Origin of the sequence: Hymenobacter psoromatis (genome assembly GCA_001596155.1) — a bacterium.
In the GTDB taxonomy this organism is placed as follows: Bacteria; Bacteroidota; Bacteroidia; order Cytophagales; family Hymenobacteraceae; genus Hymenobacter.
In genome coordinates this window covers 3,524,835-3,551,197 of the sequence record CP014771.1, presented here as the reverse complement: position 1 = coordinate 3,551,197, position 26,363 = coordinate 3,524,835, and the positions used below count along the sequence as shown (strand labels likewise).

28 protein-coding genes, 2 tRNA genes and 2 pseudogenes are annotated in these 26,363 nt (G+C 58.7%); 16 read left to right on the top strand and 16 right to left on the bottom strand.

The genetic code is table 11. The annotated features are described in order from the left end of the window. Positions 1-76: 76 nt before the first annotated feature. From A0257_15190 to A0257_15145, 10 genes and pseudogenes are all read left to right on the top strand, one after another. Positions 77-313: a hypothetical protein gene (locus tag A0257_15190; GenBank protein AMR28298.1), complete on the top strand. Its 237-nt coding sequence runs from the start codon at positions 77-79 to the stop codon at positions 311-313. Then, complete coding sequence (locus tag A0257_15185) at positions 310-795, top strand: hypothetical protein (protein ID AMR28297.1); 486 nt, start codon at positions 310-312, stop codon at positions 793-795. Before A0257_15190 ends, A0257_15185 begins: the two co-directional genes overlap by 4 nt. A gap of 77 nt (positions 796-872) precedes the next feature. Beyond that, positions 873-2,585 (top strand): aldehyde oxidase, encoded by a 1,713-nt coding sequence (locus A0257_15180; GenBank protein AMR28296.1) that lies wholly within the window; start codon positions 873-875, stop codon positions 2,583-2,585. A gap of 252 nt (positions 2,586-2,837) precedes the next feature. Then, on the top strand, positions 2,838-3,035 hold the full coding sequence (locus A0257_15175) for a hypothetical protein (protein ID AMR28295.1): 198 nt from the start codon (positions 2,838-2,840) through the stop codon (positions 3,033-3,035). A gap of 252 nt (positions 3,036-3,287) precedes the next feature. Then, entirely contained in the window at positions 3,288-4,565 is a 1,278-nt protein-coding gene (locus tag A0257_15170) for a hypothetical protein (protein ID AMR28294.1), read from the top strand. An 18-nt stretch (positions 4,566-4,583) separates the two neighbouring features. Beyond that, positions 4,584-5,486 carry a transcriptional regulator gene (locus A0257_15165; protein AMR28293.1) on the top strand — a complete coding sequence of 301 codons (903 nt, stop codon included), beginning with the start codon at positions 4,584-4,586 and terminating at the stop codon, positions 5,484-5,486. Between the two features lie 159 nt (positions 5,487-5,645). Next, a pseudogene (locus A0257_15160) lies at positions 5,646-6,650 on the top strand (lysophospholipase). 45 nt (positions 6,651-6,695) lie between these two features. Beyond that, positions 6,696-7,586 carry an oxidoreductase gene (locus A0257_15155; GenBank protein ID AMR29794.1) on the top strand — a complete coding sequence of 297 codons (891 nt, stop codon included), beginning with the start codon at positions 6,696-6,698 and terminating at the stop codon, positions 7,584-7,586. A gap of 11 nt (positions 7,587-7,597) precedes the next feature. Beyond that, a complete protein-coding gene (locus tag A0257_15150; GenBank protein AMR28292.1) occupies positions 7,598-7,900 on the top strand; it encodes a muconolactone delta-isomerase in 303 nt (100 codons plus the stop codon). 378 nt (positions 7,901-8,278) lie between these two features. Further along, positions 8,279-8,632 carry a hypothetical protein gene (locus A0257_15145; GenBank protein ID AMR28291.1) on the top strand — a complete coding sequence of 118 codons (354 nt, stop codon included), beginning with the start codon at positions 8,279-8,281 and terminating at the stop codon, positions 8,630-8,632. Between the two features lie 257 nt (positions 8,633-8,889). On the opposite strand, the gene A0257_15140 is transcribed toward A0257_15145, so the two are convergent. From A0257_15140 to A0257_15125, 4 genes are all read right to left on the bottom strand, one after another. Further along, the gene (locus A0257_15140) at positions 8,890-9,357 is read right to left on the bottom strand and encodes a hypothetical protein (protein ID AMR28290.1); all 468 of its coding nucleotides are present in this window, start codon (positions 9,355-9,357) and stop codon (positions 8,890-8,892) included. Then, complete coding sequence (locus tag A0257_15135) at positions 9,354-9,887, bottom strand: hypothetical protein (GenBank protein AMR28289.1); 534 nt, start codon at positions 9,885-9,887, stop codon at positions 9,354-9,356. Before A0257_15135 ends, A0257_15140 begins: the two co-directional genes overlap by 4 nt. Positions 9,888-9,950: 63 nt before the next feature. Further along, positions 9,951-10,859, bottom strand: a complete 909-nt coding sequence (locus A0257_15130; protein ID AMR28288.1) for an AraC family transcriptional regulator — start codon at positions 10,857-10,859, stop codon at positions 9,951-9,953. Then, positions 10,856-11,830 carry an alcohol dehydrogenase gene (locus A0257_15125; GenBank protein AMR28287.1) on the bottom strand — a complete coding sequence of 325 codons (975 nt, stop codon included), beginning with the start codon at positions 11,828-11,830 and terminating at the stop codon, positions 10,856-10,858. The genes A0257_15130 and A0257_15125 overlap by 4 nt, the downstream gene beginning before the upstream one ends. A gap of 88 nt (positions 11,831-11,918) precedes the next feature. On the opposite strand from A0257_15125, the gene A0257_15120 reads away from it, so the two are divergent. After that, entirely contained in the window at positions 11,919-12,353 is a 435-nt protein-coding gene (locus A0257_15120) for a hypothetical protein (protein AMR28286.1), read from the top strand. 178 nt (positions 12,354-12,531) lie between these two features. Here A0257_15120 and A0257_15115 read toward each other — a convergent pair whose 3' ends face one another. From A0257_15115 to A0257_15100, 4 genes are all read right to left on the bottom strand, one after another. Continuing rightward, entirely contained in the window at positions 12,532-12,948 is a 417-nt protein-coding gene (locus A0257_15115) for a glyoxalase (protein AMR28285.1), read from the bottom strand. 90 nt (positions 12,949-13,038) lie between these two features. Beyond that, positions 13,039-13,734 (bottom strand): DNA-binding transcriptional regulator, encoded by a 696-nt coding sequence (locus A0257_15110; protein AMR28284.1) that lies wholly within the window; start codon positions 13,732-13,734, stop codon positions 13,039-13,041. A gap of 124 nt (positions 13,735-13,858) precedes the next feature. Further along, a complete protein-coding gene (locus A0257_15105; GenBank protein ID AMR28283.1) occupies positions 13,859-14,956 on the bottom strand; it encodes a hypothetical protein in 1,098 nt (365 codons plus the stop codon). 1,312 nt (positions 14,957-16,268) lie between these two features. Then, the gene (locus A0257_15100) at positions 16,269-16,688 is read right to left on the bottom strand and encodes a hypothetical protein (protein ID AMR28282.1); all 420 of its coding nucleotides are present in this window, start codon (positions 16,686-16,688) and stop codon (positions 16,269-16,271) included. Positions 16,689-17,086: 398 nt separating this feature from the next. On the opposite strand from A0257_15100, the gene A0257_15095 reads away from it, so the two are divergent. Next, a complete protein-coding gene (locus A0257_15095) occupies positions 17,087-18,076 on the top strand; it encodes a hypothetical protein (GenBank protein ID AMR28281.1) in 990 nt (329 codons plus the stop codon). Between the two features lie 456 nt (positions 18,077-18,532). On the opposite strand, the gene A0257_15090 is transcribed toward A0257_15095, so the two are convergent. Beyond that, positions 18,533-18,976: a transcriptional regulator gene (locus tag A0257_15090; protein AMR28280.1), complete on the bottom strand. Its 444-nt coding sequence runs from the start codon at positions 18,974-18,976 to the stop codon at positions 18,533-18,535. 99 nt (positions 18,977-19,075) lie between these two features. Between A0257_15090 and A0257_15085 the strand changes: the two genes are divergently transcribed. Continuing rightward, a complete protein-coding gene (locus A0257_15085) occupies positions 19,076-19,942 on the top strand; it encodes a hypothetical protein (protein ID AMR28279.1) in 867 nt (288 codons plus the stop codon). A 110-nt stretch (positions 19,943-20,052) separates the two neighbouring features. Here A0257_15085 and A0257_15080 read toward each other — a convergent pair whose 3' ends face one another. From A0257_15080 to A0257_15050, 7 genes and pseudogenes are all read right to left on the bottom strand, one after another. Continuing rightward, positions 20,053-20,430: an HxlR family transcriptional regulator gene (locus A0257_15080; protein ID AMR28278.1), complete on the bottom strand. Its 378-nt coding sequence runs from the start codon at positions 20,428-20,430 to the stop codon at positions 20,053-20,055. A gap of 233 nt (positions 20,431-20,663) precedes the next feature. Further along, positions 20,664-21,401, bottom strand: a complete 738-nt coding sequence (locus A0257_15075; GenBank protein AMR28277.1) for a short-chain dehydrogenase — start codon at positions 21,399-21,401, stop codon at positions 20,664-20,666. A gap of 51 nt (positions 21,402-21,452) precedes the next feature. Beyond that, positions 21,453-22,337 (bottom strand): annotated as a pseudogene (locus A0257_15070) (AraC family transcriptional regulator). An 88-nt stretch (positions 22,338-22,425) separates the two neighbouring features. After that, on the bottom strand, positions 22,426-22,824 hold the full coding sequence (locus A0257_15065) for a hypothetical protein (GenBank protein ID AMR28276.1): 399 nt from the start codon (positions 22,822-22,824) through the stop codon (positions 22,426-22,428). A gap of 564 nt (positions 22,825-23,388) precedes the next feature. After that, positions 23,389-23,475 (bottom strand) — tRNA-Leu (locus A0257_15060). A gap of 239 nt (positions 23,476-23,714) precedes the next feature. Next, complete coding sequence (locus A0257_15055) at positions 23,715-23,975, bottom strand: hypothetical protein (protein ID AMR28275.1); 261 nt, start codon at positions 23,973-23,975, stop codon at positions 23,715-23,717. Positions 23,976-24,019: 44 nt separating this feature from the next. Continuing rightward, positions 24,020-24,095: transfer RNA gene (locus tag A0257_15050), tRNA-Gly, on the bottom strand. 362 nt (positions 24,096-24,457) lie between these two features. Here A0257_15050 and A0257_15045 point away from each other — a divergent pair. From A0257_15045 to A0257_15035, 3 genes are all read left to right on the top strand, one after another. Further along, positions 24,458-25,018 (top strand): fasciclin, encoded by a 561-nt coding sequence (locus tag A0257_15045; GenBank protein AMR28274.1) that lies wholly within the window; start codon positions 24,458-24,460, stop codon positions 25,016-25,018. A 216-nt stretch (positions 25,019-25,234) separates the two neighbouring features. Further along, the gene (locus tag A0257_15040; GenBank protein ID AMR28273.1) at positions 25,235-25,777 is read left to right on the top strand and encodes a hypothetical protein; all 543 of its coding nucleotides are present in this window, start codon (positions 25,235-25,237) and stop codon (positions 25,775-25,777) included. 27 nt (positions 25,778-25,804) lie between these two features. Beyond that, positions 25,805-26,338, top strand: coding sequence for a hypothetical protein (locus A0257_15035; protein AMR28272.1), 534 nt, complete (start codon positions 25,805-25,807; stop codon positions 26,336-26,338). The last annotated feature ends 25 nt before the right edge of the window (positions 26,339-26,363 follow it).

Genomic DNA, 26,363 nt, shown 5'->3' with positions numbered 1-26,363 from the left:
CCCTCTTATTTTCTTTATGCGTCAAAAATCTTATACTTCGGATTTATCTGAGCGGGATTGGCAGCGAATTTTACCGTTGATTGTGGTGCGGCGCACCAGTAAATGGCCCCTGCTGGACGTGTTCAATGGTATCTTATACGTGCTGAAAAACGGGTGCGGCTGGCGCGATATACCCGGCGATTTTCCACCTTGGCAAACTGTTTATTTCTACTTTGGCAAGTGGGAGAAAGAAGGCTTGTTTGAAAGTATAAACGCTTGTTTAAACGTTGATTACCGCGAGAGTGTAAAAAAAATGCTTGTCCAAGCGCCGTGATTATCGACTCCCAAAGCGTGAAAAATTCGGCCACCAGCACCACGCATATCGGCTTTGATGGGGGCAAACTTATCAAAGGCCGTAAGCGCTTCGTCGTCGCCGATACGCTCGGCAATGTGCTGGCCAGCAAAGTGACGGCCGCCAATGCCCATGATGGGCAGACGGCCATCCAGTTCTGGGACGACTTACTCGCCCATAACGTCCTGCTGCAGGAAGTCAAAATCATTTATATCGATGGCGGCTTTCGCGGCGAATTTGTGGACCACATGGCTAACAAGTACGGAATTCGGGTGGAGGTGCCCACGCAGATAGTGCGCCAGCGGAAGGGCTTTTGCATCCATGCCAAGCGCTGGATTGTTGAGCGCACACTAGCCTGGGTTACGAATAACCGCAGATTAGCAAGATGTTACGAAAGAAAAATAGCCAGTGAAAATGCTTTTATCTTACTAAGTAATAGTAGAAGAATAGTCAAGAAAATTTAACCCAAACAGCTTCTAAGGGCAGCTATTCGCCCCCGCCCAAACCCTACGGCCACGCGGAGGCAGCCTTCGCGGCGGCCGTGCATCAGCACGCCGGCACGTACACGCACCAGGCGCAGCACCAGAACCCGATGGAGATGTACGCCACGACCATCGAGTGGCTGGGCGATGGTAAGAAGATGAAAATCTACGACAAAACCCAGGGCGTTTTCAATGTGCAGGCGTATTTGTGCGGGGTTTTTGGGCTGGCCAAAGATGATACCCAGGTTATTACCAAGTACATGGGCGGCGGGTTCGGCTCGGGGCTGCGGCCGCAGCACCAGATGTTTTTTGCAACCTTAGCGGCGCTGGAGCTTCAGCACTCCATTCGCCTGACCCTGACGCGAGACCAGATGTTCAGCATCGGCAACCGGCCCGCCACCATTCAGAACCTGAAACTGGGTACCGATGAGTGGGGCCACCTGACGTCGCTGCAACACCACGCGGTGGCCGAAACCTCGCGGTTCGAGGACTACGCCGAAAATGTGGTGGCCAACTCGGGCGTCCTCTACAATTGCGACAACGTGACGCTGGCGCACGAAATCGTCGCGCTTGATATCTACACGCCGCAGTCCATGCGGGCACCGGGGGCCGCCACGGGCGAATTTGCCCTCGAAATCGCCATTGACGAGATGGCCTATCAAGCGGGCCGCGACCCGCTGGAATTTCGCCTGCTGAACTACTCGGAAACGGATAAAAGCACTGACAAGCCCTTCAGCAGCAAGCGCCTGCGCGATTGCTTCCACGAAGGAGCGGCCAGGTTCGGCTGGGCGGCCCGCACCCCGGAGCCGCGCTCCATGCGCGACGGCCGCCTGCTGGTGGGTTGGGGGGTGGGCACCGGCATCTGGGATGCGCAGCAAAAGCCCACTAAAGCCAAGGCCAGCCTCGCCGCCAATGGCCACCTCACGGTGAGCAGCGGGAGCAACGACATTGGCACGGGCACCTACACGGTCATGACTCAACTGGCCGCCCAGACAATGGGCCTGCCCATTGAAGACGTGACCTTCGTGCTAGGCGACACAACCCTACCCCAATCCCCCATTCAGGGCGGCTCCTGGACGGCTGCCTCGGTCGGCTCGGCCGTGCAAGACACCTGCCAGGCGCTCGGCAAAAAAGTGCTGCAACTGGCCCAGCAGCTGGACAACTCGCCCCTCGCCGACCTCGCTTATGAGGACGTGCAATTCGTGAACGGGGTAATCGGCGCCAACCAGGACATCAGCCGGCAAGTAGCGATTCGGGACGTGCTGGCGGCCAGCGACGAGCCAACCGTGGAAGCCGAGGGCGGGGGTAAGCCTGACACGGCTAAACAGTCGAAGTATTCCATGCACTCGCACAACGCCGTTTTCGTGGAGGTGAAAGTAGATGAGGACCTGGGTATCGTGCGCGTAACGCGCGTGGTGAACGCCGTGGCCGCCGGCCGTATCCTGAATCCCAAAACCGCACGCAGCCAGGTACTGGGTTCCACCGTGTGGGGCATCGGCATGGCGCTGATGGAGGAAACGGTCGCCGACCACCACTTCGGGCGCTTTATGAACCACAACTACGCCGAATACCACATTCCGGTGAACGCCGACATTCACAAAATTGACGTGATTTTCGTGGAGGAAAGCGACGATATTGTGAACCCCATCGGAGTAAAGGGCCTGGGCGAAATAGGGCTGCTGGGCGTGGTCGCCGCCATCTCCAATGCCATCTACCACGCCACGGGCAAGCGTCTGCGCGACCTGCCGATTACGCTGGATAAGCTCCTCTAAACGGGCTTGTTTACAAAGGCAATGCCCCGTGGCGGTTCGCTGCGGGGCACTTGTTTTATTCGCCTTGGCCGAGGTTGGCTCGTTTCCTACCCCCCCGCCGCACCCTCGTACCCTAGCCTTTTCCGCCTGCCATGACCGAACTGCAACGCCTCTTCCTGGCCTACTGTAAGCTCCCCGTCAGAGTAGGCCAATCAAAAGCAGAGGTCAGGCAGCTTAACGAAACTCGATGGGCGTTAAGAAGTTAAGGGCCTCATGCGGTCGCAGGTGGTTGTAATCGTGTTGCCAAAGTTGGCAGTGTTCATGCACCTGGCGCAGGCTGGTGAAGAAGTGGGCATTGAGCAGCTCGCGGCGAAAGGAGCCGTTAAAGCGTTCAACATAGGCGTTTTGCGTTGGACTCGTTGGCTGAATCCAACGCAGGTCAATTCCCTGACGCTGGCACCAGGTCTGTAACACCTGGCTGATAAGCTCGGGGCCGTTATCCACCCGCAGCCGTACTGGCTGACTACCTGCGTGAGCAGGGCCACAACCCGCATAGGGGGTAGCGAAAAATCCACTTCGATACCGAGCACTTCCCGGTTCCAGTCATCACTGACATTCAGGGTGCGGAAACGTTGGCCGTCGGTCAAGGCATCGCTCCTAAAGCCCTGCGACCAGCAGATATTGGGCTGCAACGGCACCTCCAGGGGCCGCTTTTTTGGCACTATGCCTGGCCTCCCAACTCTACTCCCTACCCCCCCCGCCGAGCGGGGCACCGCCGCCTACCGCCGCCTTACCTACGCCATGTTTCTGGCCGGGCTGTGCCTGTTTGCCCAGCTCTATTTTTTGCAGCCCCTGCTGCCCGTGCTGGGCCGCTACTTTCACTTGACGCCGGCGCACAGCAGCCTGGTTATTTCGACGGCTACGCTGGCCCTGGCGGCGGGGCTGCTACTGGGCACATTTCTGGCCAATCGATTTTCGCGCAAGAAACTGATGGTGAGCGCCCTGGTGAGTTCTTCGGCCCTGACTGCGGCCTCCGCCCTGGTGCCCAGCTTTGCCTGGCTGCTGGTGGTGAGCGCGCTCAAGGGCTTTTTGCTGGCGGGCGTGGCGGCCACCGCGATGGCCTACATTGGCGAAGAAGTGGCCCCCGCGGCCCTCGGCCGCTCGATGGGCTTCTACATCAGCGGCACCATTCTGGGCGGGATGCTGGGCCGGGTGGCGGCCACGCTGCTCGCGGGGTGGTATTCGTGGCGGGTCGTGGCGGCCCTTATCGGCCTGGGGTGCCTGGGGCTGGCGCTGGAATTTGGCCGCCGCCTGCCGCCTTCCCGCCACTTCACGCCCCACCGGCTGCGGGGCGGGGCGCTCCTGGCCAGCATCCGCCGCACGGCGCAGGATGCTCGCCTACTTGGGCTCTGTCTGCTGGCGGCGCTGGCGATGGGCAGCTTTGTGAGCCTGTATAACTACCTGGGTTTCCGGCTGGAAGCGCCGCCGTTCAGCCTGGCCCCGCAAGTCGTGGCCGGCGTCTTCCTGTTGTATGCCGTGGGCCTGGGCGGCTCCTTTGCCGCCGGGCCACTGGCCGAGAAGTGGGGCCTACCCCCCACGCTGGCCGCCTTTACGCTGCTGATGCTGAGCGGGCTGCTGCTGACGTGGTTCGACCAGCTTGGGCTCGTGGTGACGGGGGTAGGGATGCTGACGCTGGGCTTCTTCGGGGCGCACACGCTGGCCAGCAGCTGGGCCGGGCGGCGCGCGCCGGACAACCGGGCGGCGGCCGCCTCCCTCTATCTTTTGTTTTACTACCTGGGGTCCAGCCTGGTGGGCACGTTCAGCGGGGTGGTCCTCCAGCACCACGCCTGGCACGGGCTGGTGCTGCTGCTGGGGTTGCTGCTCAGCGCGGCCCTGGGGCTGGCCCTGCTCCTGTGGCGCGCCAGCCCGCCCCGCCGCTGGGGGCAGCCAATAGAATGCTCCCCTAACCAGAAGATTGGTACTGGCCAGCCGAAAGTTTGATTCGTATAACTTTGCGCAATGGCCGATACGCTTACACTAGAAGAATTCTACCGCACCAAGGTGCCGGGGCTGCCGCCGGACCTGCGGCAGGGCTTAGGGCACTTCAACGTATTTGACCAGCCGGACTACGCGGGTCCTGCTGCCCGGCCGGTGCAGTACAGCCGCAAGGATTTCTATAAAATCAGCCTGGTAACGGGCCACAACCGCTATCACTACGCCGATAAAGTAGTGACGGTAGCTGGCAGCGCCCTGCTGTTTGCGAATCCGCAGGTGCCCTACCTCTGGGAACCCCTGGGCGGCCCGCAGAGCCGGATATTCTGCATTTTTACGGCGGCATTTTTAGCGGAAGCCAGTGCCCTGGCGCAGGCTGGCTTCCCCGTGTTTGCGCCGGGCGGGCAGCCGGTTTACGCCCTTACCGCTGCGCAGCGCCTGCCGGTGCAGACTATTTTTGAGAAGATGCTGGCCGAGATTAATTCGACTTACGTCTATAAGTATGACCTGTTGCGGGCTTATGTGCTGGAGCTTATCCACGGGGCGCAGAAGCTGGCTCCGGCCCTAGTGCTGGACCGGCCGGCCCGCGCCGCCACGCGCATCACCCTGCTGTTCACCGAACTACTGGCCCGACAGTTTCCGATTGAGTCGCCGCAGCAGCGCGTGCGCCTCCGCACGGCCCAGGCGTTTGCCGACCAGCTGGCCGTGCATAGCAACTACCTGAACCGGATGCTGAAGGCCGCCACGGGCAAAACCACTACCCAGCTGCTGGCCGAACGCCTGGTGCAGGAGGCGCAGGCCCTGCTGCTGCACACCAACTGGCCGGTAGCGCACATTGGCTACTGCCTGGGTTTTGAGGAGCCTGCCCACTTCACCGCTTTTTTTCGGCGGCACACGGGCCAGGCCCCCACGGCGGCGCGGGTGTGCTGATTTTCGTAAGCATTGGTTTGAATCGGGTAAAACGGCCGGGCCGCCGGGGTCGGAACTTTGCAGGGCATTTTCCTCCCTGCTCTGGACTCCTCCACAACCTGGTTTGCCGGGGCAGCTTTGCAGCAACCGCTTTCCAATCGCTCCTCAACAGTAGAAACCATGCAACCAGCCAATCAGCCCAGCCCGGCCCAGCCACTTCCATTTTGGGCCGAAGTGCCCGTCCGCGCGTCGCGCCGCGGCTGTTTTTGGGTGCCCGGTGAGCGGGTCAGCCGCCACGGGCAGACGTACCAGCGCGGGCCGCTGTTCGTGGAATGGGAAGCCCCCGAGCGCGTGACGCAGCCCTACCCCGTGGTGCTCGTGCATGGCGGCACCTTGCAGGGCACCGAGTGGGGCGATACGCCCGACGGCCGGCCCGGCTGGGCGCAGCGCCTGGTGGAAGCCGGCTACGCCGTGCTGGTCGTGGACCGGCCCGGCCACGGCCGCTCGCCCTACCACGCCGAGATTATGGGGTCCATGAGCTCGCCCTTTTCCTACGAGCGGGCCAAGGAAGTTTACTTCCCGGATGCGGCGGCCGACCGGCAGACGCAGTGGCCCTTCGACCCGCAGGATGCGGCGGCGTTTGATGACTTCATGGCCGCCTACGGCCCCATTCCCGCCGACCTGGCTGCCTCGCAGGAGATGGATGCCGACCGGCTGGCCCGCCTGCTCGACCGCATCGGACCCGCGATTATTATTACGCACTCGGCCTCCGGCCCGGCCGGCTGGCTGGTGGCCGACCGCCGGCCGGGCCTGGTCCGCGCCATCGTCAGCCTGGAGCCGATGGGACCGCCATTTGCCACTACGCCCGGCATCGGGACCCTTGATTGGGGGCTGACGGCCGCGCTCGTGGCCTACCACCCGCCCCGCGCCACGGCGGCCGAAGCGCGGGCCGCCAACCCGGCCACGCTGCAACTGCCGGCCCTGGCTGGGCTGCCGGTGGCCGTGGTTACCGGCGAAGCCTCGACTTTCGCCGCGTTTGGCCCCGCCATCGTGGACTTTTTACGGGTGGCCGGCGCGGCGGCCGAGCACTTGCACTTGCCCGACCACGGCGTGCGGGGCAACGGCCACGGCCTGCTCTACGAGAAGAATTCCGACCAGGCCCTCGCCCCGGTGCTCCGCTGGCTGGCCGCCCACACCGCGGCGGCCCGCCCGGAACCCGAAACCCCCCAATTGGAAGTCGGCTTTATTGGCCTGGGCAAAATGGGCCGCGCAATTGCCCACAACCTGGTGCAGGCCGGCTACCAAGTGCGGGCCTGGAACCGCTCGCCGGAAGTGCTGCCGGGGGCAGAAATGGTGGCGAGCCCCCAAGAGGCTTTTCAGGCGGCAGTTATCTTTACAATGCTCGCCGACGACGCCGCCATTCGGGCAGTGCTGCTCGACGCGGGGGTGCTGCCCACGGCGCGGGCGGGGGCCGTGCATGTGGTGACGGCCACCATCTCCGTCGATTTTGCCGATGAGCTGCGGGCAGCGCACGCGGCGGCGGGGGTCGGCTACTTATCGGCTCCCGTGTTTGGCCGGCCCGACGTGGCGGCGGCGGGCCAGCTCACGTTTATGGTAGCCGGTGAGCCGGCCCTCGTGGCCACCGTGCAGCCTCTGCTCGACGTGCTGGGCAAGAAGACGTGGGTGCTGGGCGAAGACCCCAAGCAGGCCAACGCGGCCAAAATTGCCGGTAATATGATGCTGGCGCTCGTCATTGAGACGCTGGCGGAAGCTGCCGTGCTGACCAGCAGCCACGGCCTGGCCCCGGAAACCTTCTTCGACCTGATGCTGCAAACGCAATTCAACGGCAGCCGCGCCTACGAAAAATACAGCCAGAAAATAGTACGGGGCGACTTCGAGGCCGGCTTTCGGATGAAGCTGGGCCTCAAGGACCTGGGCCTCGCCACGGCCGCCGCCGCCAAAACGGGCCAGCAACTCCCGCTGCTGGCCGCCGTGCATGCCCGCATGGCCGCGGCCGTGGCGGCGGGCCTGGGCGAAAAAGACTGGTCGGGCATGGCCGACTACACGCTGCACCAGCCGGGAGAAGCTACCAGCGCGGCCCCGGTTCCTACTCCTAACTAACTAATTATCAAATGGAATTTTTGCTCAATATCACCATTCACTTTACGCCCGACGTGGCGGAGACCACCCGCCAGCACCTCATTCAAGAGGAGCACACCCAGGCGTACCTGCTTCAGGAGCAGGGGCATCTGGTTCGCATCTGGCGCATCCCGGCGCAGTTCGGCAACTGGGGCCTGTGGCGGGCCGAGGACGCGACGCAGCTGCACGCGCTCATCACGGGCCTGCCGCTCTACCCGTGGATGCAGGTGGCCGTGCATCCGCTGGCCCGGCACCCGCTCGACCCGCCCGGCGCAGACGGCCGCCCCCTGGCCTAGCGGCCGTTAATCGGCTGTTTCACTTGAACTTAGGTCTGCTTACTTTGCTTAATTCCCTGATTTTATCGGTGGCCGACGGTACCCAGATGTCGGCCTGTTCCGCCCGCCCGGCTGAGCTAAACGCGCCGGCCCCGGCTATCCTGCTCTTGCAGGAAGTTTTTGGGGTGAACTCCTACCCTGCGGAGCGTAACCGACCGGCTGGCGCGGGCGGGCTACGTGGTAGTGGCCCCGGAGCCGTTTCATCGCACGGCCGCGCCGGGCCTGGAAATCCCGTATAGCGACCTTGCCAGCGACCTGGCGCACGCCCAATCGCTCACCCCCGCCGGGCTCACGGCCGACTTGCACGCCGCCTACGCCTGGCTCGCCGCGTAGCCCCAGGTGGCCACCGACCAGATTGGCAGCCTGAGCTTTTGCCTGGGCGGGCGCGTGTCGTTTCTGGCCAATGCGGAACTACCGTTGATGGCGGCCGTCTCGTTTTACGGCGGCGGCCTACCCACCCTCCTGGACCGCGCCGCCGACCTGCACGCTCCACACCTGTTCGTGTGGGGCGGACTGGACCAGCATATTCCCCCAACCCACGTAGCGGAGGTAGTGCAGGCCCTGCAAGCCGCCCGCAAGCCCTACCTCAACGCGGTCATCTCTTACGCTGACCACGGCTTTTTCTGTCACCAGCGCCCCAGCTACCACCCCAAAGCCTGGGCCCTGACGCTGGCTTTTTTCGAGGCCAAATGACGGTCAATGACGCTACTGCCCCAGCAACCAGCTACTCAGCCGCCAGCCGCCGGAGCAGTAGCGTGGGGGGGATAAGCTAGCGGGCGCGGCCCCTGGGGTCAGGATAGGGCAACAAACCACTTGTGATTTGGCGTGTAAGGCGGCAGCCCCGCGCGCCGTGGTGGTGGTCGGTGTGCAAGTGGGCCGGAAGATGGTGAGTATGGGCAGGGGTAGCACCCGACTGGGAGAACTTGCGAAGGCCTGCCACGGGGTACTACTTAGTGGGCCTGATAGGCGACGGCAAACTCTTTGGCAAAATCTGCCAACTTCACTTTGCCCAGCGTGGGGTTTGCCCGGTGAAAATTGGCCAACGCCGTGCCGTTGTGCATGGTCGCCTCCATTTCCACAAAACTTTTCGCGAGCGCATCCGGTAGCCCCATCCCTTTATAGGCCGCCAGCAGCTGCTCCTCGGCTATCGTCGTCCAGTGGAGTGAGGGGTTGCCGATAGCGGTGCCAATAATGCGGGCCGCTTCGTTACAGGTCAGCTCTTCGCTGCCCACGTAGCGCACCTGACTCGGGGCTGAGGTCACCAGCTCCTCGGCGGCCGCGGCCGCAATGTCCTTCGGCGAGACGAAGACGATTCGGTCTTCACCGCCACAAACTGCCGTGAGGCGGCCGGTCTGCTTAATGGCCGCTGAGGACTGGTAAAAGTTACTATAATAGGACTTACGCAAATCGTCTGTCATTGCGAGCAAAGCGAAGCAATCGCACCAGAACGACACCCGCGCCAGTCGTTCTGGTGCGATTGCCGCGCTTCGCTCGCAATGACAGACGTCTTTTGCGTAAGTCCTATGTAAAAATAAGCCGGGCGCAGGAACGTGACGGCGACACCTGCCAGCGGCGCAAATACGTCTTCCACACTCACCGACGGCACTAAATCGGCCGCCCAGCCACTGAGCACCACCGCCCTTTTGAGGCCATTGTGCCGAATGGCTTGCACGTAGTTCGTTGCGATTTCGCGCAAATAAGCCGATTGGTCAAGGGCGGTAAAGCTGAAGGGAGTCATCGCGTAAAGGGCATCAGCCCCCGTGAGCGTTTGCCGGATGAAGTCCCCATCGGCTAAGGACCCAATCGCGGCGGTGGCACCCAGGGCATCGATTTGCGCCGCTTTTCCGGGGTCGCTGCTGATGACCGTGACGCGGTGCCCGTTGCGGACCAGCGTTTCTGCGAGCGGTCCGCTGACATTTCCCAGGGAGCCAGTGACGATTATTTTCATAGCATTTACGTGAGTCGGGCGTTGTTAAAAAGTAGGCAAACAGGGCGCTAGTCCGTCTTTCGGTCAATTAAAAGAAGCTCTAAATTCCAAAGGTGACAGGCTCGTTTTGGTCTTGAATAGCTTACTGAACGAAGGCAAATGCTCAAACCCCAGCTCGTAAGCAATTTCGCTTACTGTCAGGGTCGTAGTTGATAATTTTTCTTTGGCTTTGGCTATCAGCTTCGCATGAATGTGCTGCTGGGTGTTTTGCCCGGTTGCTACGCGCAATAAAGCACTTAAATACCTGGGTGAAATATGCAACTGTTCGGCTACGTATCGCACGGTTGGCAAGCCTCGTGCTGCTAAATCAGTGCTGTTGAAATAATTATGCAGTACTTTTTCCAATTGTTCCAGTGCCTGGTGGTTGGCTTTTTCTCGGGTAAGGAACTGGCGATGATAAAACCGGTCGGCGTAATTCAGCAAACCCTCCACCTGCGAGATGATAATTTGCTTGCTAAACCGGTCAATATTAGCACTATACTCTTGCTCAATCGCCAGAATGATATGCAGGATGGTCGCTTCTTCCTTGGCCGAAAGAAATAAGGCTTCGTGGAGCGCGTAATCCCAAAAATCGTACTGCTTGATGGTGGTGGCCAGCGGCGTATTCCAAAGAAAATCAGGGTGGATGAATATCACCCACCCTGACTGTTCTACTGCTTCGTCTTTGTTATCAACCGCCAGGCTAAACACCTGGTTGGGTGCCATAAAGGACAGGATGCCCTCCTTAAAGTCAAACGGATGCTGCCCGTATTTTACGTGGACGTTGCGTATTCTTTTGACCGAAATAGTGTAAAAATCCAGTAGCAAACTACTCGGCTCGTCCTCACCCGGCGGCGGAACCGTGCCTACATCTACTACGCTGATGAGCGGATGCTGGGGTTTAGGCAACTGCCTGAACTCGTGAAATTCGCTTATCGTTTGAAAACGCCTCATGCTGGCTCGCTTTCTTTTCTGACTTCCAGCACGAGCTTGCCCCGGACCCGCAAGGTGGCGCTTTCGCGGTGGGCTTCCGCCACCTGCGCCAGCGGAAACACCTGGCTGATGAGCACCTTCACCTTGCCGGCATCAATCAGCTCCGCCATTTCGGCGAGCCATTCCTGCCGGGGTTGGTTGGCCGATAGCTCGCCGGTGGCGTTTTTCTGGGCCAGGGCGGCGGTGACTTCCTCGTTGAACGGAAAATCCAGGTTAACCGTCACGAAGATTCCCCCGTCTTTCAGGACGGCTACCGTTTTCAGGCGCTCCGCGTTATCGCGCAGGGGCGACGCTTCCAACACTACGTCCACGTCATGCACCAGCTCTTCTACCCGCTGGCTCCGGTAATCAAGGACCTCATCGGCCCCCAGTTGCTTGACGTACTCCAGGTTGCTGACCGAAGTGGTACCGATTACATACGCCCCCTTCGCTTTGGCAAACTGCACTGCAAAGCCGCCTACCCCCCCCGAGGCCCCTTGAATTAAGATGCGTTGGCCGGGCTGAAGCTTACCTTGCTCAAAGAGGGCCGTCCAGGCCGTGAGACCAGCCAGCGGTACTCCCGCCGCTTCGTTAAAGCTGATGGTCTTCGGTTTGAGGGCAAATTGACTGGCTTTGGCCGCGCAGTATTCGGCATAGCTGCCATCACCGGGAAAATTAGGCTCCCCATACACGGCATCGCCTTTTTGAAAGGTGGTTACCTCGCTGCCTATTTCTTCCACAATGCCGGCCGCATCCCAGCCCAGGGTCAGCGGCAAAGTCAAAAACGACTTCATGACCTCGCTGCTGCCATCTCGAATAACCCAGTCCACCGGGTTTACGCCGCAGGCATACACCTTGATTAAAATTTCATCCGCCGCTGGCACCGGTCGGGCGATGTCTTCTAGTTGCAGGACCTCCGGTCCGCCAAAAGCATGAATTCTTATCGCTTTCATAAGGAGTTATTTTCGGTTTGTTGACGGTACAAAGGTCGCTGCTGCCTGAAAAATCGGCTTAACCAAAATGCCCTTTGTTTTAGTCAAAATGACGATAGGGGTGGCCTTGGTTAAAAGGTCGTTTGACTACGCGGCGCTGCGCGTACTCGCCCTGGCCGAGCAGGCCAATATATCGCCCACCAACTTCAGCGAGTACTTCCGCGCCCACGCTGGCGAGTCGCTGCAAACCTACCTTACTACCTCGCGCCTGAAGCTGGCCGAAGCCTGCCTGCTGCATTCCGACAGCTCGACCAAGGAAATTGCCGCCGAGCGGGGCTTCACCGACACGCGTCACTTTTCGCGCACCTCCAAGAAAATGTACGGCTGCACCATTCAGGCTTTTCGCCAGCGGGGGCCTTCCACCTGCTGCGAAGCGAAGACGACGCGGCCTAGCCCCGGCTGCCTGGCCCGTCAACGGCTGGTTTCGGACTCGAGAAGTGCCTTACGGAGGTTCATTTTTCAGACAGGCGGATTTACTTGTTAGGCACTTAATCAGTTGATTTTCTGATTATTGACAAAGACGGGCGTCCGGCTTGTCGCGGAAGAAATTTTTTTAGCTAACATATTGTAAAACAACATACTAACTGAAATAAATGTAAAAACCCTCCGCGAAAATATTGGTTTTAGCGGAGGGCTTTTACTATCCTTGAGGGCCGGATTCGTTAATCCACCGGCTGGCTGGCGAACTTCTCGATAGCCTCCGGGGTGGCGGGTGTGAAGAAGTTGAGTAAGTTGCCATCGGGGTCGCGGAAGAGCAGCGAACGATTACCCCAAGGCATGGTAGTGGGGGCTTGTACCACCGCTTCGCCTAGCAGGTGGGCGAGGCGCTGGTACTCGGCATCGACATCGGCCACCCGGAATTCCAGGATGGCCGTGCGGTTGGTGGCGGGGCTGGCCACTTGCTCCCCGCCAAAGGGGGCCAGGGTGCTGGTGTCGCCGATGGCCAGCGTAGCCCCGCTAGTGTGCAACTCGCCAAAGCTGGGCGTGTAGCGCGTAAATGGCTGACTGCTAATTTTCTCGTAGAAGCTAAACAGGCGTTCAAAATCAGCGGTGATAAGACGAACAGAAGTGAAATTCATGGGATAGGGGTGAAAAAGGGAGTGGATACCACAAAGAGCGGTACGCGCACTGACAACCCTATGGCAGTCCTCGGTAACCCGGCGAAAAAATTAGCCTGCGTGGGGTAGATTCAGACGGGCCAGGTACTCGGCCAGGGAGAGCGGGGCTTGGTTAGTGAACGGCTGGGTTGTCGCCGTCAGCCGGTGGATGCGGGCCACCCGGAACTCGCGGTAGCCCCCCCGCAGCTGGCACCAGCCTACCAGTTGCCAGGCGAAGTTGTAGAACACTAGGCCGATGGGTTCGATTCGGCGTTGGGTACGCTCGCCTGCTTTGTCCTGGTACGCTAGTTCCAGCACGTAGTGACTGGCGATAGCGGCTTGAATAGTAGACAGATAGTTCGTATTACCCTCCCGGTATTCCGGCACCCGCAACCGAATACTGTCCGCTAGTTGCCCCAGTCGGTCCTGGTCGGGGCCACGGAGGACGGCTTTTACTTTTTGCAGGGCAGTTATCACGTGCGGCTGAATGGACTGGTCGGCCAGGGCCGTACCCAGGGTTCCGAGCAGGATTAAGGCATTGGCTTCGTCGGCGGTAAAGCCTACCGGGGGTAAAAAATACCCCGCCACCAGGAAATAGCCCCGCCCCACCTCGAAACTGACGGGGATTCCCTGCTCAGCCAGCGCTTTGATATCGCGATACACCGTGCGGACGCTGATATGGAACTGCTCAGCTATCCGCTCCGCGGGCACGTATTTGCGGGCTTGCAGCAGGATAATGATGCCAAACAGGCGGTCAACACGGTTCATGATACTTCCTGCCGAACACGGGTACTAGCTAGCATCCTAATCGAGCCTCTGCTTCGGGTTAGCTAAAGAAAGCAAAGTAACGTGGATTAAGCGAGTAATCTACTTAGCGTACCATACCGGCAGACTAACCGCATTTGGCAATCTGGGCCAAGAGGGCCTCTAAATGGGTATCACTCCAGCCCAAGCGCTTGCGCTTGACTTTCAGACTGCCGGACGAGGGATCGGCGCGCAGCAGATTTAGGGCCATTTTGCGCACCAGGGCCAGATTTTCGGCGGCTCGCTCGTCGCGTAGGCGGTGGGCGTCCTGCCGCAGGGTCACATCCAAGTGCCAGTGCAGTTGGTTTTCTACGGCCCAGTGTCCCCGCACGGCCGTCAGGGCCTGGGCCGCCGTTAGCTCAGGCTGGCTGCTGAGGTAGTAGCGCGGGGGCTGGGCCTGGGGCGGGCTACCGGCCGGATAGCGCACCGTTTCCACCCGCACCAGGGCCGCCAGCTGCGGCCAGCGCCCATCCTCGTTGACCCAGCGCAGGTCGGTCTGCACGGCCACTTGCCAGCGCACGGGTGTGTTGTGGCTGGCCCAGCCAGTGGCCTCAGCCTGGGGCCGAACGCCGGCCAACGCTCGCTCGGCCTCGGCGCACAGAGTGGGCTGGTTCTGCTTGAGGGCCAGCAGGTAATGGCCACCCTGGTTGCCAATCTGGGCGGCGATGGCGGGCTGGCAGCCCAGCGCATCGAGGCTGACGAGCGCCCCGCCCGACAAGTCCAGCAGGGCCAGCACGTCGGGAATAGCGGCCAATTCCTGCCCCTTGCCCCTGGTCGCCACCTGCGCCAGGCAGAGGCCCTCGGCGCGGGCCAGGGCCGAGACTACGTGCAGCGCCTGCGGGCCGCTGCCGCGCAACGTCTGCCCGTCCACGCAGACCTGGGCGGCGACCGGGGCGGGCAGCAACTGGCGTACCCAGTTCAAAAAGGCGGCGTTGAAAGCCGCCGCGTCCAGGTGCTGAAAGACGCGGCGGAACGTGTCGGCGGCGGGCACGCCGTGGGGCAGGGCCAGGTGGCGGGCTAGGGGAACCTGTTTTTGCTGGCCGAAGTCGGCTATATCTTCGAAATCGTCGGCCCCGCACAAGACGGCTAATACACTGATAACGAGAATGGAAAGCAGGGGGTGACGAAAATTGCGGCCAGGCTGGCGAAAATCGGGTACCTCGGCCAAGTGCGTGAGCAGGGACATGCCCGCAAAGGTCTGCTGATAGCACGCTAGCCAAATGCGTTTAGTCTGCCCGTCGGGCCGGCGCGGTTGGAAGGGCCAAAAGCCACGTTTATTCATCCGGTTACTCATCTGATGTTACGCACTACCTTATTCGAGATGGTAACGGGGAGTAGCGCGAACGTTGTAGTTCGCGTCCCCGCGCCGTTCTACTGGCTTTAACGGCGCGGGGACGCGAACTACAAAGTTCGCGCTACTCCCCGTGGCGTAACATCAGTGATTAAAGAGGCAACCAACTTATTTTAAGGTTATACTGGAAGCAAAAAACCCATTTCACCTCGTTGCTGGCGCTGGCGGGTTTCCTGCATTTGTTGCTGAGTAGTCATCAGACTTGCTAACAACTGATTAGCAAGTTTTTACGTACATAACTAATAAATTCTACTTACAACAAGCATTTTCTATGCCATCCAGCATTTATCACAACGCTATCAATGATAGGCAGTACAAAGCAGCAACTGGTCTTTCGCTAGTAGAGTTTTCGGCACTTTATGAGCATTTCGCTCCTTTATATATTCCCAAGGAATCCCCACGTTATGCCCGGCAGGTGCAGCCTGTTTTAACGGACAAAAGAGAGGCACTTTTTTTGTTTTGCACTATCATAAAGCGTATCCCACTCTTCAAAATATGGGCATGTATTTTGGTATTTCAGACGCGAACGCCAGCATGTATCTGGAACTCCTTAAGCCTCACTTACAAGCGGCTTTACAACAGCAAAAAGTACAAAATACTTTTATGGAAAGGAATCAGGAGGCCGTTAATGAGCAATTTGCAGGCATAACTGACCTGGTGATTGATGTAACCGAAGTGCCAATCGAACGCGCTGTTAATCAGCAAGTTCAAAAATAGCATTGCAGTGGTAAAAAAATTTCACACCCTAAAATGGCTAATTATTTGCACCCTTGATAAGCGAATTTTATTCATTAGCAAGGCCTACCCTAGGCATGTACATGATTTTACTATTTTTAAAGATATTTTTGGCGGAATTGATTTGAGTGCGTATCGGCTGCATGTCGATTCTGGCTTTACAGGCATAACAAAAGCAGTCAAATGCAAAGACGTTTGGATTCCGTATAAAGCGAGCAAATATCATCCCTTAACTAAGCTACAAAAAGCAATTAATTCGCTCTTTTCACAGGTAAGAATAGCTGTTGAAAATGCCATTGCTAAGGTGAAATCATTCTTTATATTACGCATCGAAAACCGAATGAGACAAAAGGCTAAGTTTACCGATGCCATACGAATTTGCACCGCATTAGCAAATTACAAAATGACAGGTTTATAAGTTAAGTGATTGATAATAAGTAGTTAGTAACTCTATCACAAAAGGTCCTCCGTAGATAATAGGCTCATGGTGCGGGGTGCCGGAAGCAAACATAAAATTTGCTTTCTCTCCGCTTGTTGTTATCTGTATGCTATCGCCTTCATTTTCAAATTTAACCAGACTGGGGCCGGCTATTTCTTTGCCATCCACCACAATCTTGCCCGAAATCAAGTAGATAAAGGCCATTTCCCTGGCTGCTAATTCAAGGGTAGCATTTGGTTGCATCGTGACATCGAAAAGCAACGTTTCGGTTACCAATTTCATCGGCGATTGTAAATCCTGGTAGTTGTCCTGAATTACCCGCAGCAGAACCTTCTCGGTTTTGAACTCGGGTACCTCTTTTGCAGGCAGATGAAGGGCTTTCGGCTCAACCAACCGGTCCTTGGCAGCATGATTTATCCAAATCTGAAAAGCATGGCAATTGGTGCCAGGGATTTCCGGTAATTCATCATGATAAATGCCACTTCCCGTTTGCGTTACCTGAACACCGCCGGGACCAATGATACTGTGGTCGCCCAGACTAAGTACCCGTTGGTAAATAGTTTATCCTATGTTCAGGTACGCCCTCTAATTTGGGCCAATGAAAGGAAAGGAGCGGAATAAGATTCTAATCTTATGGGGCGTTGGAGCCCGTTTAACATGACAATCCCCGCTCTTTTTTAGGGTCACTTTGGACAGTTCCAGTAGGCCACCGAGCCTGTATCAGGATAGTAAAAGACACCCTAGAAGTCCTTTTTTACTACTTTTTCTCCACTCTTTTACTGCTGTACTTAATGGTTATCGCCTCTTCGTTACCCGTTGTCGGCCTGGACGTGAGCAAAGCCACGCTGGCCGTCTGTTATCAAGTAAATGACCAGATTAAGCACCTGGAAGTCAGCAATACCAAAGCGGGCTTTCAGCAGCTAGTGAAGGCGTGCGGCGGGCAGTGCCAGTTTGTGATGGAAGCCACGGGCACCTATAATCTGGCCCTGGCTTACTACCTGCATGAACAGGGCGGACAGGTGGCCGTGCTCAATCCGCTGGTAATTAGACGCTTCATTCAACTGCACTTAGGTAAGGGCAAAAGCGAGCGCAAAGATGCGCAGTGGTTGTTGCGCTATGGTCAGCAACAGCCGTTGAAAGTCTGGCAGCCGGACGAAGCGGTCCTGGTCGAGTGCCGGCACCTAGAACAGGTCAATGAGCAGTTACTCAAGCAAAAAGTGATGATTAGCAACTCGTTGGAAGCCTTACAGCACCAACCTATTGTGAGCAAACTCGCTTTGAAACGGCTTCAGCAGCTGCTCAAGACCTTAACGCAGCAAGTGGAAGCGGTAGAGGCCGAACTACTGGCCCTGTTAGAACGGCGCTTTGCGCAGGAAATGACGCTGTTGTGCTCCATTCCTGGCATTGGGCGCAAAACAGCGGGCATGCTACTGCTCTTTGTCGGCGGCTTCACTCACTTCGATAACTACCGGCAAGTCATTGCCTTAGCCGGTCTCTCCCCCCGCGAGCATACCTCGGGCACGAGTATCCGCGGGAAGGTGCGCATCACCAAAATGGGTGGGGGGCTGATTCGCGGCAAGCTCTTTATGTGCAGCTTTTCGGCCAAGAAAACGAACGTGGCTTGTGCGGCCCTTTTTGACCGCCTAGTGGCCAAAGGCAAGAACAAGAAACTAGCCCTGATTGCCGTCTGCAACAAACTCCTCAAGCAGGCCTTTGCTATTATCAAATCGGGTGTGCCCTACCAAGCTGATTTTTGCTCGAAACTGGCCCAGGCCTCTTAAATTCTAACACAGTTCATGGTAAAGTAGACGGTCATGCTGAGCTTGTCGAAGCATCTCTACTGCGTAACTCACTCTAAACGTTGAGATTACTCTCGTGGTAGAGATGCTTCGACAAGCTCAGCATGACGTTCTTTTATAGCAAACTAATTAGCAACGGGTACTTAGACTGGAAAAGGAAATAGCTATTCCCACCAACTTGTAGCAGCCTCCTAAACAAAGGCTCGTGCTACCCACCCCAGTGAAACCAACGGCGGGTATGGGAACGCCGCAAAAATTATGGGGCAGTTGGGCCGTATCCATATTAGCGGGGGAGACGTGGCTATTTAGCTTATCATTTTCATCAATAAGCACGACGCGCCAAGCTAACCGGCGAAGCTGTTAACTACTACTACCCCAGCGTTTTTGCTGTGCTCCTGGCATAGGACAGCGGCCCGCCGCGCCGCGCGTTCCGGGCACCTAAACCGGGGTCGCCGAGGCCGCCAGCGAAGCTGCTACGCGCTGGCGGGCTTCGGCAATGGCGGGCGCATGGTCTTTGGCCCAGTTGCCCAGTTCGATGACCGCGCCCAGCAAGCTTTGGCCGAGGGGAGTGAGGCGGTATTCAACGCGGGGCGGCACCTCAGCATATATGGTGCGGCGCACGAAGCCGTCGTTTTCCAGCGAGCGCAGCGTGACGGTGAGCATCCGCTGCGAAATGCCCGCGATGCGGTGGCGCAGCTCGTTGAAGCGCAGCCGCTCGGTGCTGCCCAGGTAGAGAATGCAGAGCAGCGACCATTTGTCACCCACGCGGTCCAGAATGTCGCGCACGGGGCAGAGCGCGAAGCCATCGGCCGGCACGGCAAGGATTTTTTGGGCGGCGATGCCGTTTTCAAGGGTCTGATTATCAACAGCGGTTACCTGCATGTGCCTAAGGAAGAATTGCGTACCCTCTTGCGCCAGGTTAGGGGCTGCGAATACCTTTGAGTTATCAAAAGTAACCAACACCCTTTTAAGAACCAACCCATGCTAGCCATCACCGGCGCTACGGGCCAACTCGGCCACGCCACCATTCAGGCCCTGCTACCCCAGGTAGCCGCCCAGGAAATCGTCGCCGTCGTGCGCGACCCGCAAAAAGCCACCGCCCTACCCCCCCTTGGCGTGCAGGTGCGCCAGGGCGACTACAACGACCCGGCCTCGCTCGTCGCGGCTTTTCAGGGCGTGGACACAGTATTGCTCGTTTCCACCAGCGAGACAGAAACTGAACTGCGCATCCGCCAGCACCGGCAGGCCATCGACGCGGCCCAGCAGGCCGGTGTGCGGCGCCTGGTGTACACTAGCATCGTCAATCCGTCGTCGGCTTCTAAGTTTGAAGCCTCGCCAGGCCACTTAGCTACTGAAGAACACTTGCGGGCTTCGGGCCTGAACTACACCATCTTCCGCAATACGCTCTACTTCGACATCCTGCCGATGCTCGTGGGCCAGGAGGCGGTACCGAGCGGTCGTTTCTACTTCGCCGCCGGCGAGGGCCGGGTGAGTTACGCGCTACGCGACGAAATCGGGCAGGCCCTGGCCAACGTGCTGACCACTACCGGCCACGACAACCAAACTTACGACATTGCCCCCGGCCCCGCCTACTCCTTCCAGGACGTGGCCCGCACGCTGAGCGAGACCGGCGGGCAGCCCGTGGAGTACGTCGCTATTTCGGGCGCAGACATGGCCGCCGGGATGCGCCAGCACCAGGTGCCCGAGCCCCTGATTGAGTTGCTAGGGGGCATGGCCGGCGCGATGAAGGACGGGGAGTTTGACCTTGCTAGCCCCACCTTCGAGCGGCTGCTCGGCCGCCGGCCCACCGACCTGAAAGCCTACCTGACAACCGTTTACGGTAAGTAGGCCACGCCCAGGCCCTGGCCGGCCGCCGGCCGCCAGGGCCTGGTGAGCATGACGTTCAGTAGTGGTTTTTTAGACTTCCTAAACAGCTTTATTGCAACTCAGGGTAAGCCTCAGGCTGCGCTTTCTTGCCGTTCGGGTCGCTGATTCACCCTTCGGCGGTGCTGGATGCCCCAGGTAGCCAGTTGGTCGATGATGGGCTTGAGCGAATGCCCGTATTCGGTCAGCTCATATTCTACCGTGATGGGCTTCGTATTGAGCACGGTTCGTTTAACGAGTCCGTTTAGCTCCAGGTGCTGCAATTCGCTGGAAAGCATCTTGGCGGCGATGCCCTGTACGTGGCTGATGAGTTCCATGAAGCGCTTTTTGCCGAAGATGAGGGAGCCGATGATGCGCATTTTCCATTTGCCGGAAAGAAGGTCCATTGAGTCGCGCAGCCCCGTTAAATAGACCGGGCAATAGGCAGCATCACTAGCTTCATTTTCTTCCATTGTTTCAACGGGCTATTAGAAAAAATAGGTTTCTTCCAGTAAGTTCCTTACGAAAGCAAAGCTAAGGTCCTTAGGTTTACGCTGACTCATCAAGCCAGGTGCTTGCTAAGGCGTAGGCTGCTGGGTAAGCCAGTTTGCAGCCAGTCAGGCACTTGTCAAGATAGAGCACGCGCCAGTAGGTAGCGGCGCGTGCTCTATTCTAATTCAACCAGGGCTACCCCAACTGGCCAGTTTTACCACGGGCTGATGCCCGTATCCGGCGCGTTTTCGTCGCTGAAGAACTGGCCGGTCAGGCCGTCCGGGCCAGCCGTAGCGGCTTTTACCAGGCGGGCAGCGGCATCGGGGATGGTGCTGGTGCCCTGGTGATTGTTGAAATCGCTCGCGGTGAAACCAGGGTCCACGGCGTTTACTTTGAAAGGGGTATCGCGCAGCTCGTAGGCCAGCATGACGGTATAGGCATTCAGCGCCGTTTTGGACGGGTGGTACACCGCCCCCTTATTGGGGTAAAAGCGCCAGGTAGGGTCGCTGTGCAGCGTGAGGGAGCCCATGCCGGACGTGACGTTCACGATGCGGGGCGCGGGCGACTGCCGCAGCAGGTCGATAAACGCCTGGGTTACGTCAATCACCCCAAACACATTAGTATCAAACACTTGCTTGTACCCGCTGGTGGGCGTGCCGAGGGCCGTTTGGGGCCGCCCGCCGTTGATGCCCGCGTTGTTAATCAGCACGTCGAGCACGTCGGTCTTTTGGCCGACCGCCACGCGAGCCGCCTCTATGGAGGCAATATCAGTCACATCGATGGCGACCGGCTCTACCTGCGTTAATCCTTCCGCGTGTAGTTGCGCCACGGCCTGCTGGCCTTTTGGCAGGTCGCGGCTGCCGAGGTACACGTAATAGCCGGCGCGCAGCAACTGCCAGGCGGCTTCCAGGCCACTGCTTCTATTGGCTCCGGTAATGAGGGCTTGTTTTATCCTACAAAGCTACCGGCCCCGGTTGGCGGGCCAGCAGCACATTCTTCGGCATCACCGGTACATTTCCCGGCTGCCGGCGCGGTACCCGGCCGGCGTAACGCCGGTTTCGCGGTTGAAAAAGCGCGTGAAGTAGGAAGCATCGGCAAAGCCCAGGTCGAAGGCAATTTCCTTCACCGAGCTGGGGGTGTGAAACAGCAGGCGGCGGGCTTCCAGCACCAGGCGCTCCTGAATGTGGGTGATGGCCGGCTTGCCACTTTGCGCTTTCACTACCTCACTCAAATACCCGGCGGAAATATGCAGCAAAGCGGCATACGCACCCACTTCGTGCTGCTCGCGGAAATTCTCTTCAATCTTCGCCCGGTAGTTTTTCAGCAACTGGTCGGCCACGGCCGCGGCAGCAAACTGCTGCGTATAGAGCCGGCTCAGGTGAATGAGCAACACTTCCAGGTAGGCGGCCAGCATCCGGTGCTGCCACTGGCCGGGGGGGCGGTCGTACTCGGCCGCCAGCTTGTCCAGGAGGTCCTCGACGAAGGCCGCGTCCGCCGCCGTTAGCCGCAGTTCATGGGCGTCGTGCAGGTTTTGCAGCAGCGGCAGCTTCGCCAGGGCCGTGTGCTGCTGCAAAGCGAGGAACTCCCCGCCGAACGCCAGGGTAGTGGCCCACAGGGGCTGCGGCTCCTCTTTGACCATCAGCTGGCCGGGCACCGTAAAGTAAAAGGTGTTGTCTTGCAGCACGTAGGGCCGCATATCCACCTAGTGCCGGCTGCCGCCGCGCCGCACGAAAACCAGCTGGTAGTAGTCCTTGCGGTGCGGCAACAGCACGTCGGCCGCGTAGGCCAACGTGCCTTCCACGCGGGCCAGCTGAAACAAGCGGCTGCCGACGGCCGGTTGGGCTAGCGAATAAACCGGTAGTGGCTGTTCAAGAGAAAGCGCTGCCATTACCTAAAATTACTGCTTTTTACCAGCACCACTACGGCGCGGTTTCCATCCCGACCGGCGGCGCGCCTGCTTAAAAAGGCAGCTTCGGTTAAAAGTTTGGCCCACCTGTTACGTAGCCTTTGCCTGGCATAGCTTCGCCCCTCCTAATCGAGTACGAAGACTGATTTCCACTGCCAGAGTTGACAACGACATTGCCCTGTTGCTTGCGCCGCCCGCTGCGTGAGCAGGTAAAACGCCACTCCGGAGCGCCCCCGGAGGCAGCCAGCTCAACGCCCGCCAGCGTGGGGGACCAGTAAGGAGCCACAAAAAGGGTCCCGAATTCAGCGGCTAATTTGTGCCGTAGGCTAGCACGGGCAGTCGCTAGCACGGCGCGGCGGCTTTCGTTCGTCGGCCCCATAGGCTGGGTTTTCTGCCGGCCCAATTCAGCCAGCTCCGCCCAGAGCGCCCACTGGGCCGGCGTGAGCGGCGGATGGGGCGGCTTACCCATCACGCAGGACCAGACGGCTTGGTTGACCTGAAAATACTGGTGGTAATAGGGGGTAGCGCGGGCGTAGCAACAATAATCTCCACTAAGGAGATTTGAGAAGGGCCAGAGCCTCAAAAAAGTGGCTGTGTTCTGAGACATCCGCCCGCCTGGATTTTCCCTGCCGATAGTCTCTGTTCCTGCTCTGATGCGACTTCAAGGTGGAGAAAAAACACCAGCATCCGTAGCGGCATCCTGCGCCTGACGGACTGGCATTCCTCCATACCCGAGCACAAAACGGCTTTGTATCTGGTGCTGCCCGACGCGCGCGCGCGGCACAAGCGCAGCCGTCAAGGCCCGCTATACTGCCATACGGGCGGCGGGAGCTACCATCCACTATAACTGCACCAGCACTGCGAAGCGCTGTGCAAACCTGGGGACTGGCTGGCCGCCATGATGAAACTTGCGCGTGCTATTAAGCTAAAAAAAGGCTAACTACTTTGAAGAGCAGATGTCCATCGCAGGTAATGCCCCAGATTGTACCCCCAAATAATAAAAACCCCGTTTCTAGCGTAGAAACGGGGTTTTTCGTACCAGAGACGGGACTCGAACCCGTACTTCCGTAAGGAAACAGCAGTTTAAGTGCTGCGTGGCTACCGGTTACACCACTCTGGCTCAGGTAGTTAGGTTTTGTTTCGACGCTGATTCTTACCCCGATAATTGTTGGTCAGCGCGTGGCAATTGGGGCAAAGCAACTGCAAGTTAGGGAGGCGATGGTCATTGTTAATGCCGTTGACGTGGTGCAGCTCCAATGGAATGGGCTGGTTGCGCCACTCGCGCAAGCCGCATTGCGCACACGTTGCTTCTTTCAAGCCGTGTTGAATCAGAAGGTTGCGCAGGTGGCAGGTTGAAGACTAGCTGGAATTCTCGGTTAAGATACCATGCCACGAAAAAGGCTGGCTCAACATTCGGTGCCGTGCGCCCTGGTTCCACCCCTGCCCCGTAAAATGGCTCGTATCCAGTCCTAGCTTAGCGATGCGGCTATGCACCGTTTTGTCATTGCCGCCGGCCGGCACCAGCCCGATGTGGCTCAGCACCTGCCGCACCGGCAAGCTGCCGGCCACTGCCTGGCAAAACTCTTCGTCGGTGCTCAGGCATTTTCGATTGGCGGCCATAAAGGGGATAAACCAAAAACGCCACCCGAGGGTAGCGTTTTTTTTGGAGCGGGAGACGAGGTTCGAACTCGCGACCTCGACCTTGGCAAGGTCGCGCTCTACCAACTGAGCTACTCTCGCTTGAGGTTTGTCCGCCTTGGTGGCGGTTGGTGGTGCAAAGGTAGGCAAGAGGCGGGTGCAGGCAAGGGTGGGGCGCTGTTTTTTTGCTTTCCGAGAGCTTGTGCCTTCATTTTCAAGCAAAAAAATTCTGGACAACCAAATAAAATTGTTTGTATAACTCGCATAAGCTGGAGTATTGGGCCGTGTTTAGGGATGCGCCGGCCTGCCCCCGACTCAGCCGCGAGGCACCGCAGCTTTCGAATACTTGCTGCAACTCCTACAGGATATTTTTTGGCTCACCCAAAATCTACTTGGTAAGGTTGGGCCGTAGGTGGGGCAGGCTGCAACCTTAAATTATTTTTTCTTTTACCTTTTTTTTACCCATGAAATTCTCATTTGCAACCCTCGCCATTGTGGCACTGCTTGGCACGGCCGGCGTTCAGACGGCCTCGGCTCAGAAAGCTAAACCGGTGATGGTAGGCGGTGCCGAGATGTATCCCACGAAGAACATCATCGAAAACGCCGTTAACTCGAAAGACCACACTACGCTGGTGGCCGCCGTGAAAGCTGCTGGCCTGGTGGAAACGCTGTCGGGCCCCGGTCCTTTCACCGTATTCGCCCCTACCAATGAGGCCTTCAACGCCCTGCCCGCCGGCACGGTAGAGACCCTGCTGAAGCCCGAAAACAAGGCGACGCTCACCAAAATCCTGACCTACCATGTGGTAGCCGGCCGCATGACTGCCGCTGACCTCATGAAAGCCATTAAGGCTGGCGGTGGCAAGGCCATGCTCAAAACCGTGCAGGGCGAAGACCTGACGGCCATGATGAAAGGCAAGAACATCGAGCTGAAAGACGAGAAAGGCGGCATCGCGACGGTGACCATTGCCAACGTAATGCAGAGTAACGGCGTAATTCACGTCATCAACAAAGTGCTGATGCCCTAAGTGCGCTAGTGGCCCGCTTGGCGGCGCTACTGCAAGCACCGACTACCCTCGCGGGTGGTCGGTGCTTTTTTTTGGCCGGCCCTACCCCCTTTGGCAAGTTCGAAGGGAACGTGTATATTCGGCGTTCTAAGTTTGTGTTTTTCTACTTTTCCCACCCATTCTATGATTCTTTCTACTCGTTATTTATTAGGTGCATTTTCAGTGCTAATAAGCTGTTTGCTAAGTGCTCAGCCTGGACAGGCCCAGCGTCTGCGGGACACAAAATTTGAAAAAGGCTTTTTAGAAAAAGGCAAGAAAATTGGTGCCTGGGAATATTATGGCTACACGCATTCGGGCGAGAAAGTAGTGGTGCAGCGCTACGACTACGACCACGGCAAGCTGCTTTATTTCCGGCCGGGAGCCGACGTGACGTGCCACGCCGAAGTGAGCCCCGGCCAGTGGAGCTACGTGCGCCCCGACCAGCCGCCGCTGTTCATCGGCAGCGACGTGGCCCTGGCCGAATACACAACCAGGCTGGTGTACCCGGCGGCGGCGATAAGCCGCAACGTGCAGGGCAAAGTGGTGGTGGCCTTCGTAATTGACACGCTGGGGCGCGTGAGCAACTACCACCTGGTGCAGCGCATTGGGGCGGGCTGCGACGAGGAAGCGTTGCGCGTGGCGCGCACCGTGCCCGAGCAGTGGGTGCCGGCCCGGCTGGGCAGCCACGCCGTGGCCGTGGAATATGAGCTACCTCTCAATTTTCGGCTGGCGCAACCCTAAGCCCCGCCCCGGCCGTAGCTTGGCGGTATGAAAGCTGCCTACTGGGGGCTGGCCACTGGCCTGCTCGGACTATTTGGGTTGACGAGCTGCGACTCGACCCCGCGCGAACGCCAGGAAATAGTGCGCCAGGAGGCAAGTAAGCTGGATACGGCTGCCAGCAAGGCGGGCCACACCCTGCGCCGGCTGGGCCGCCAAACGGCCAGCTTCGACTCGGCCAACCACGCCCGCCGGGCGGTGCCGCTCGATGCCCGCAAGCAAAAAATAATGGACCAGCAGCTGCTGGGCAGCTACGCCGAACGTATTCCTACCCTCACCGTGCAAACCATCGCGGAGGCCTACGGCGAGCTGCTGCGCGCTACCCGCGTGCGCCGCACTGGCTGGGATGCCCGCGACTGGGACTACGCGCAGGACACCTACCGCCGCCTCAATACGCAGCTGGCCCGCGTGCGCCTCGACCTGCCGGCCCGCGACGAGGTGCGCATTCGGGCGTGGCAGGCCGAGTTCACGACCCTGCGCGCCCAGCGCACGGCCAAGGACCTGCAAGCGGCTACTAAAAAATGATTATGGGCGGCGGCTTGTTGTATAA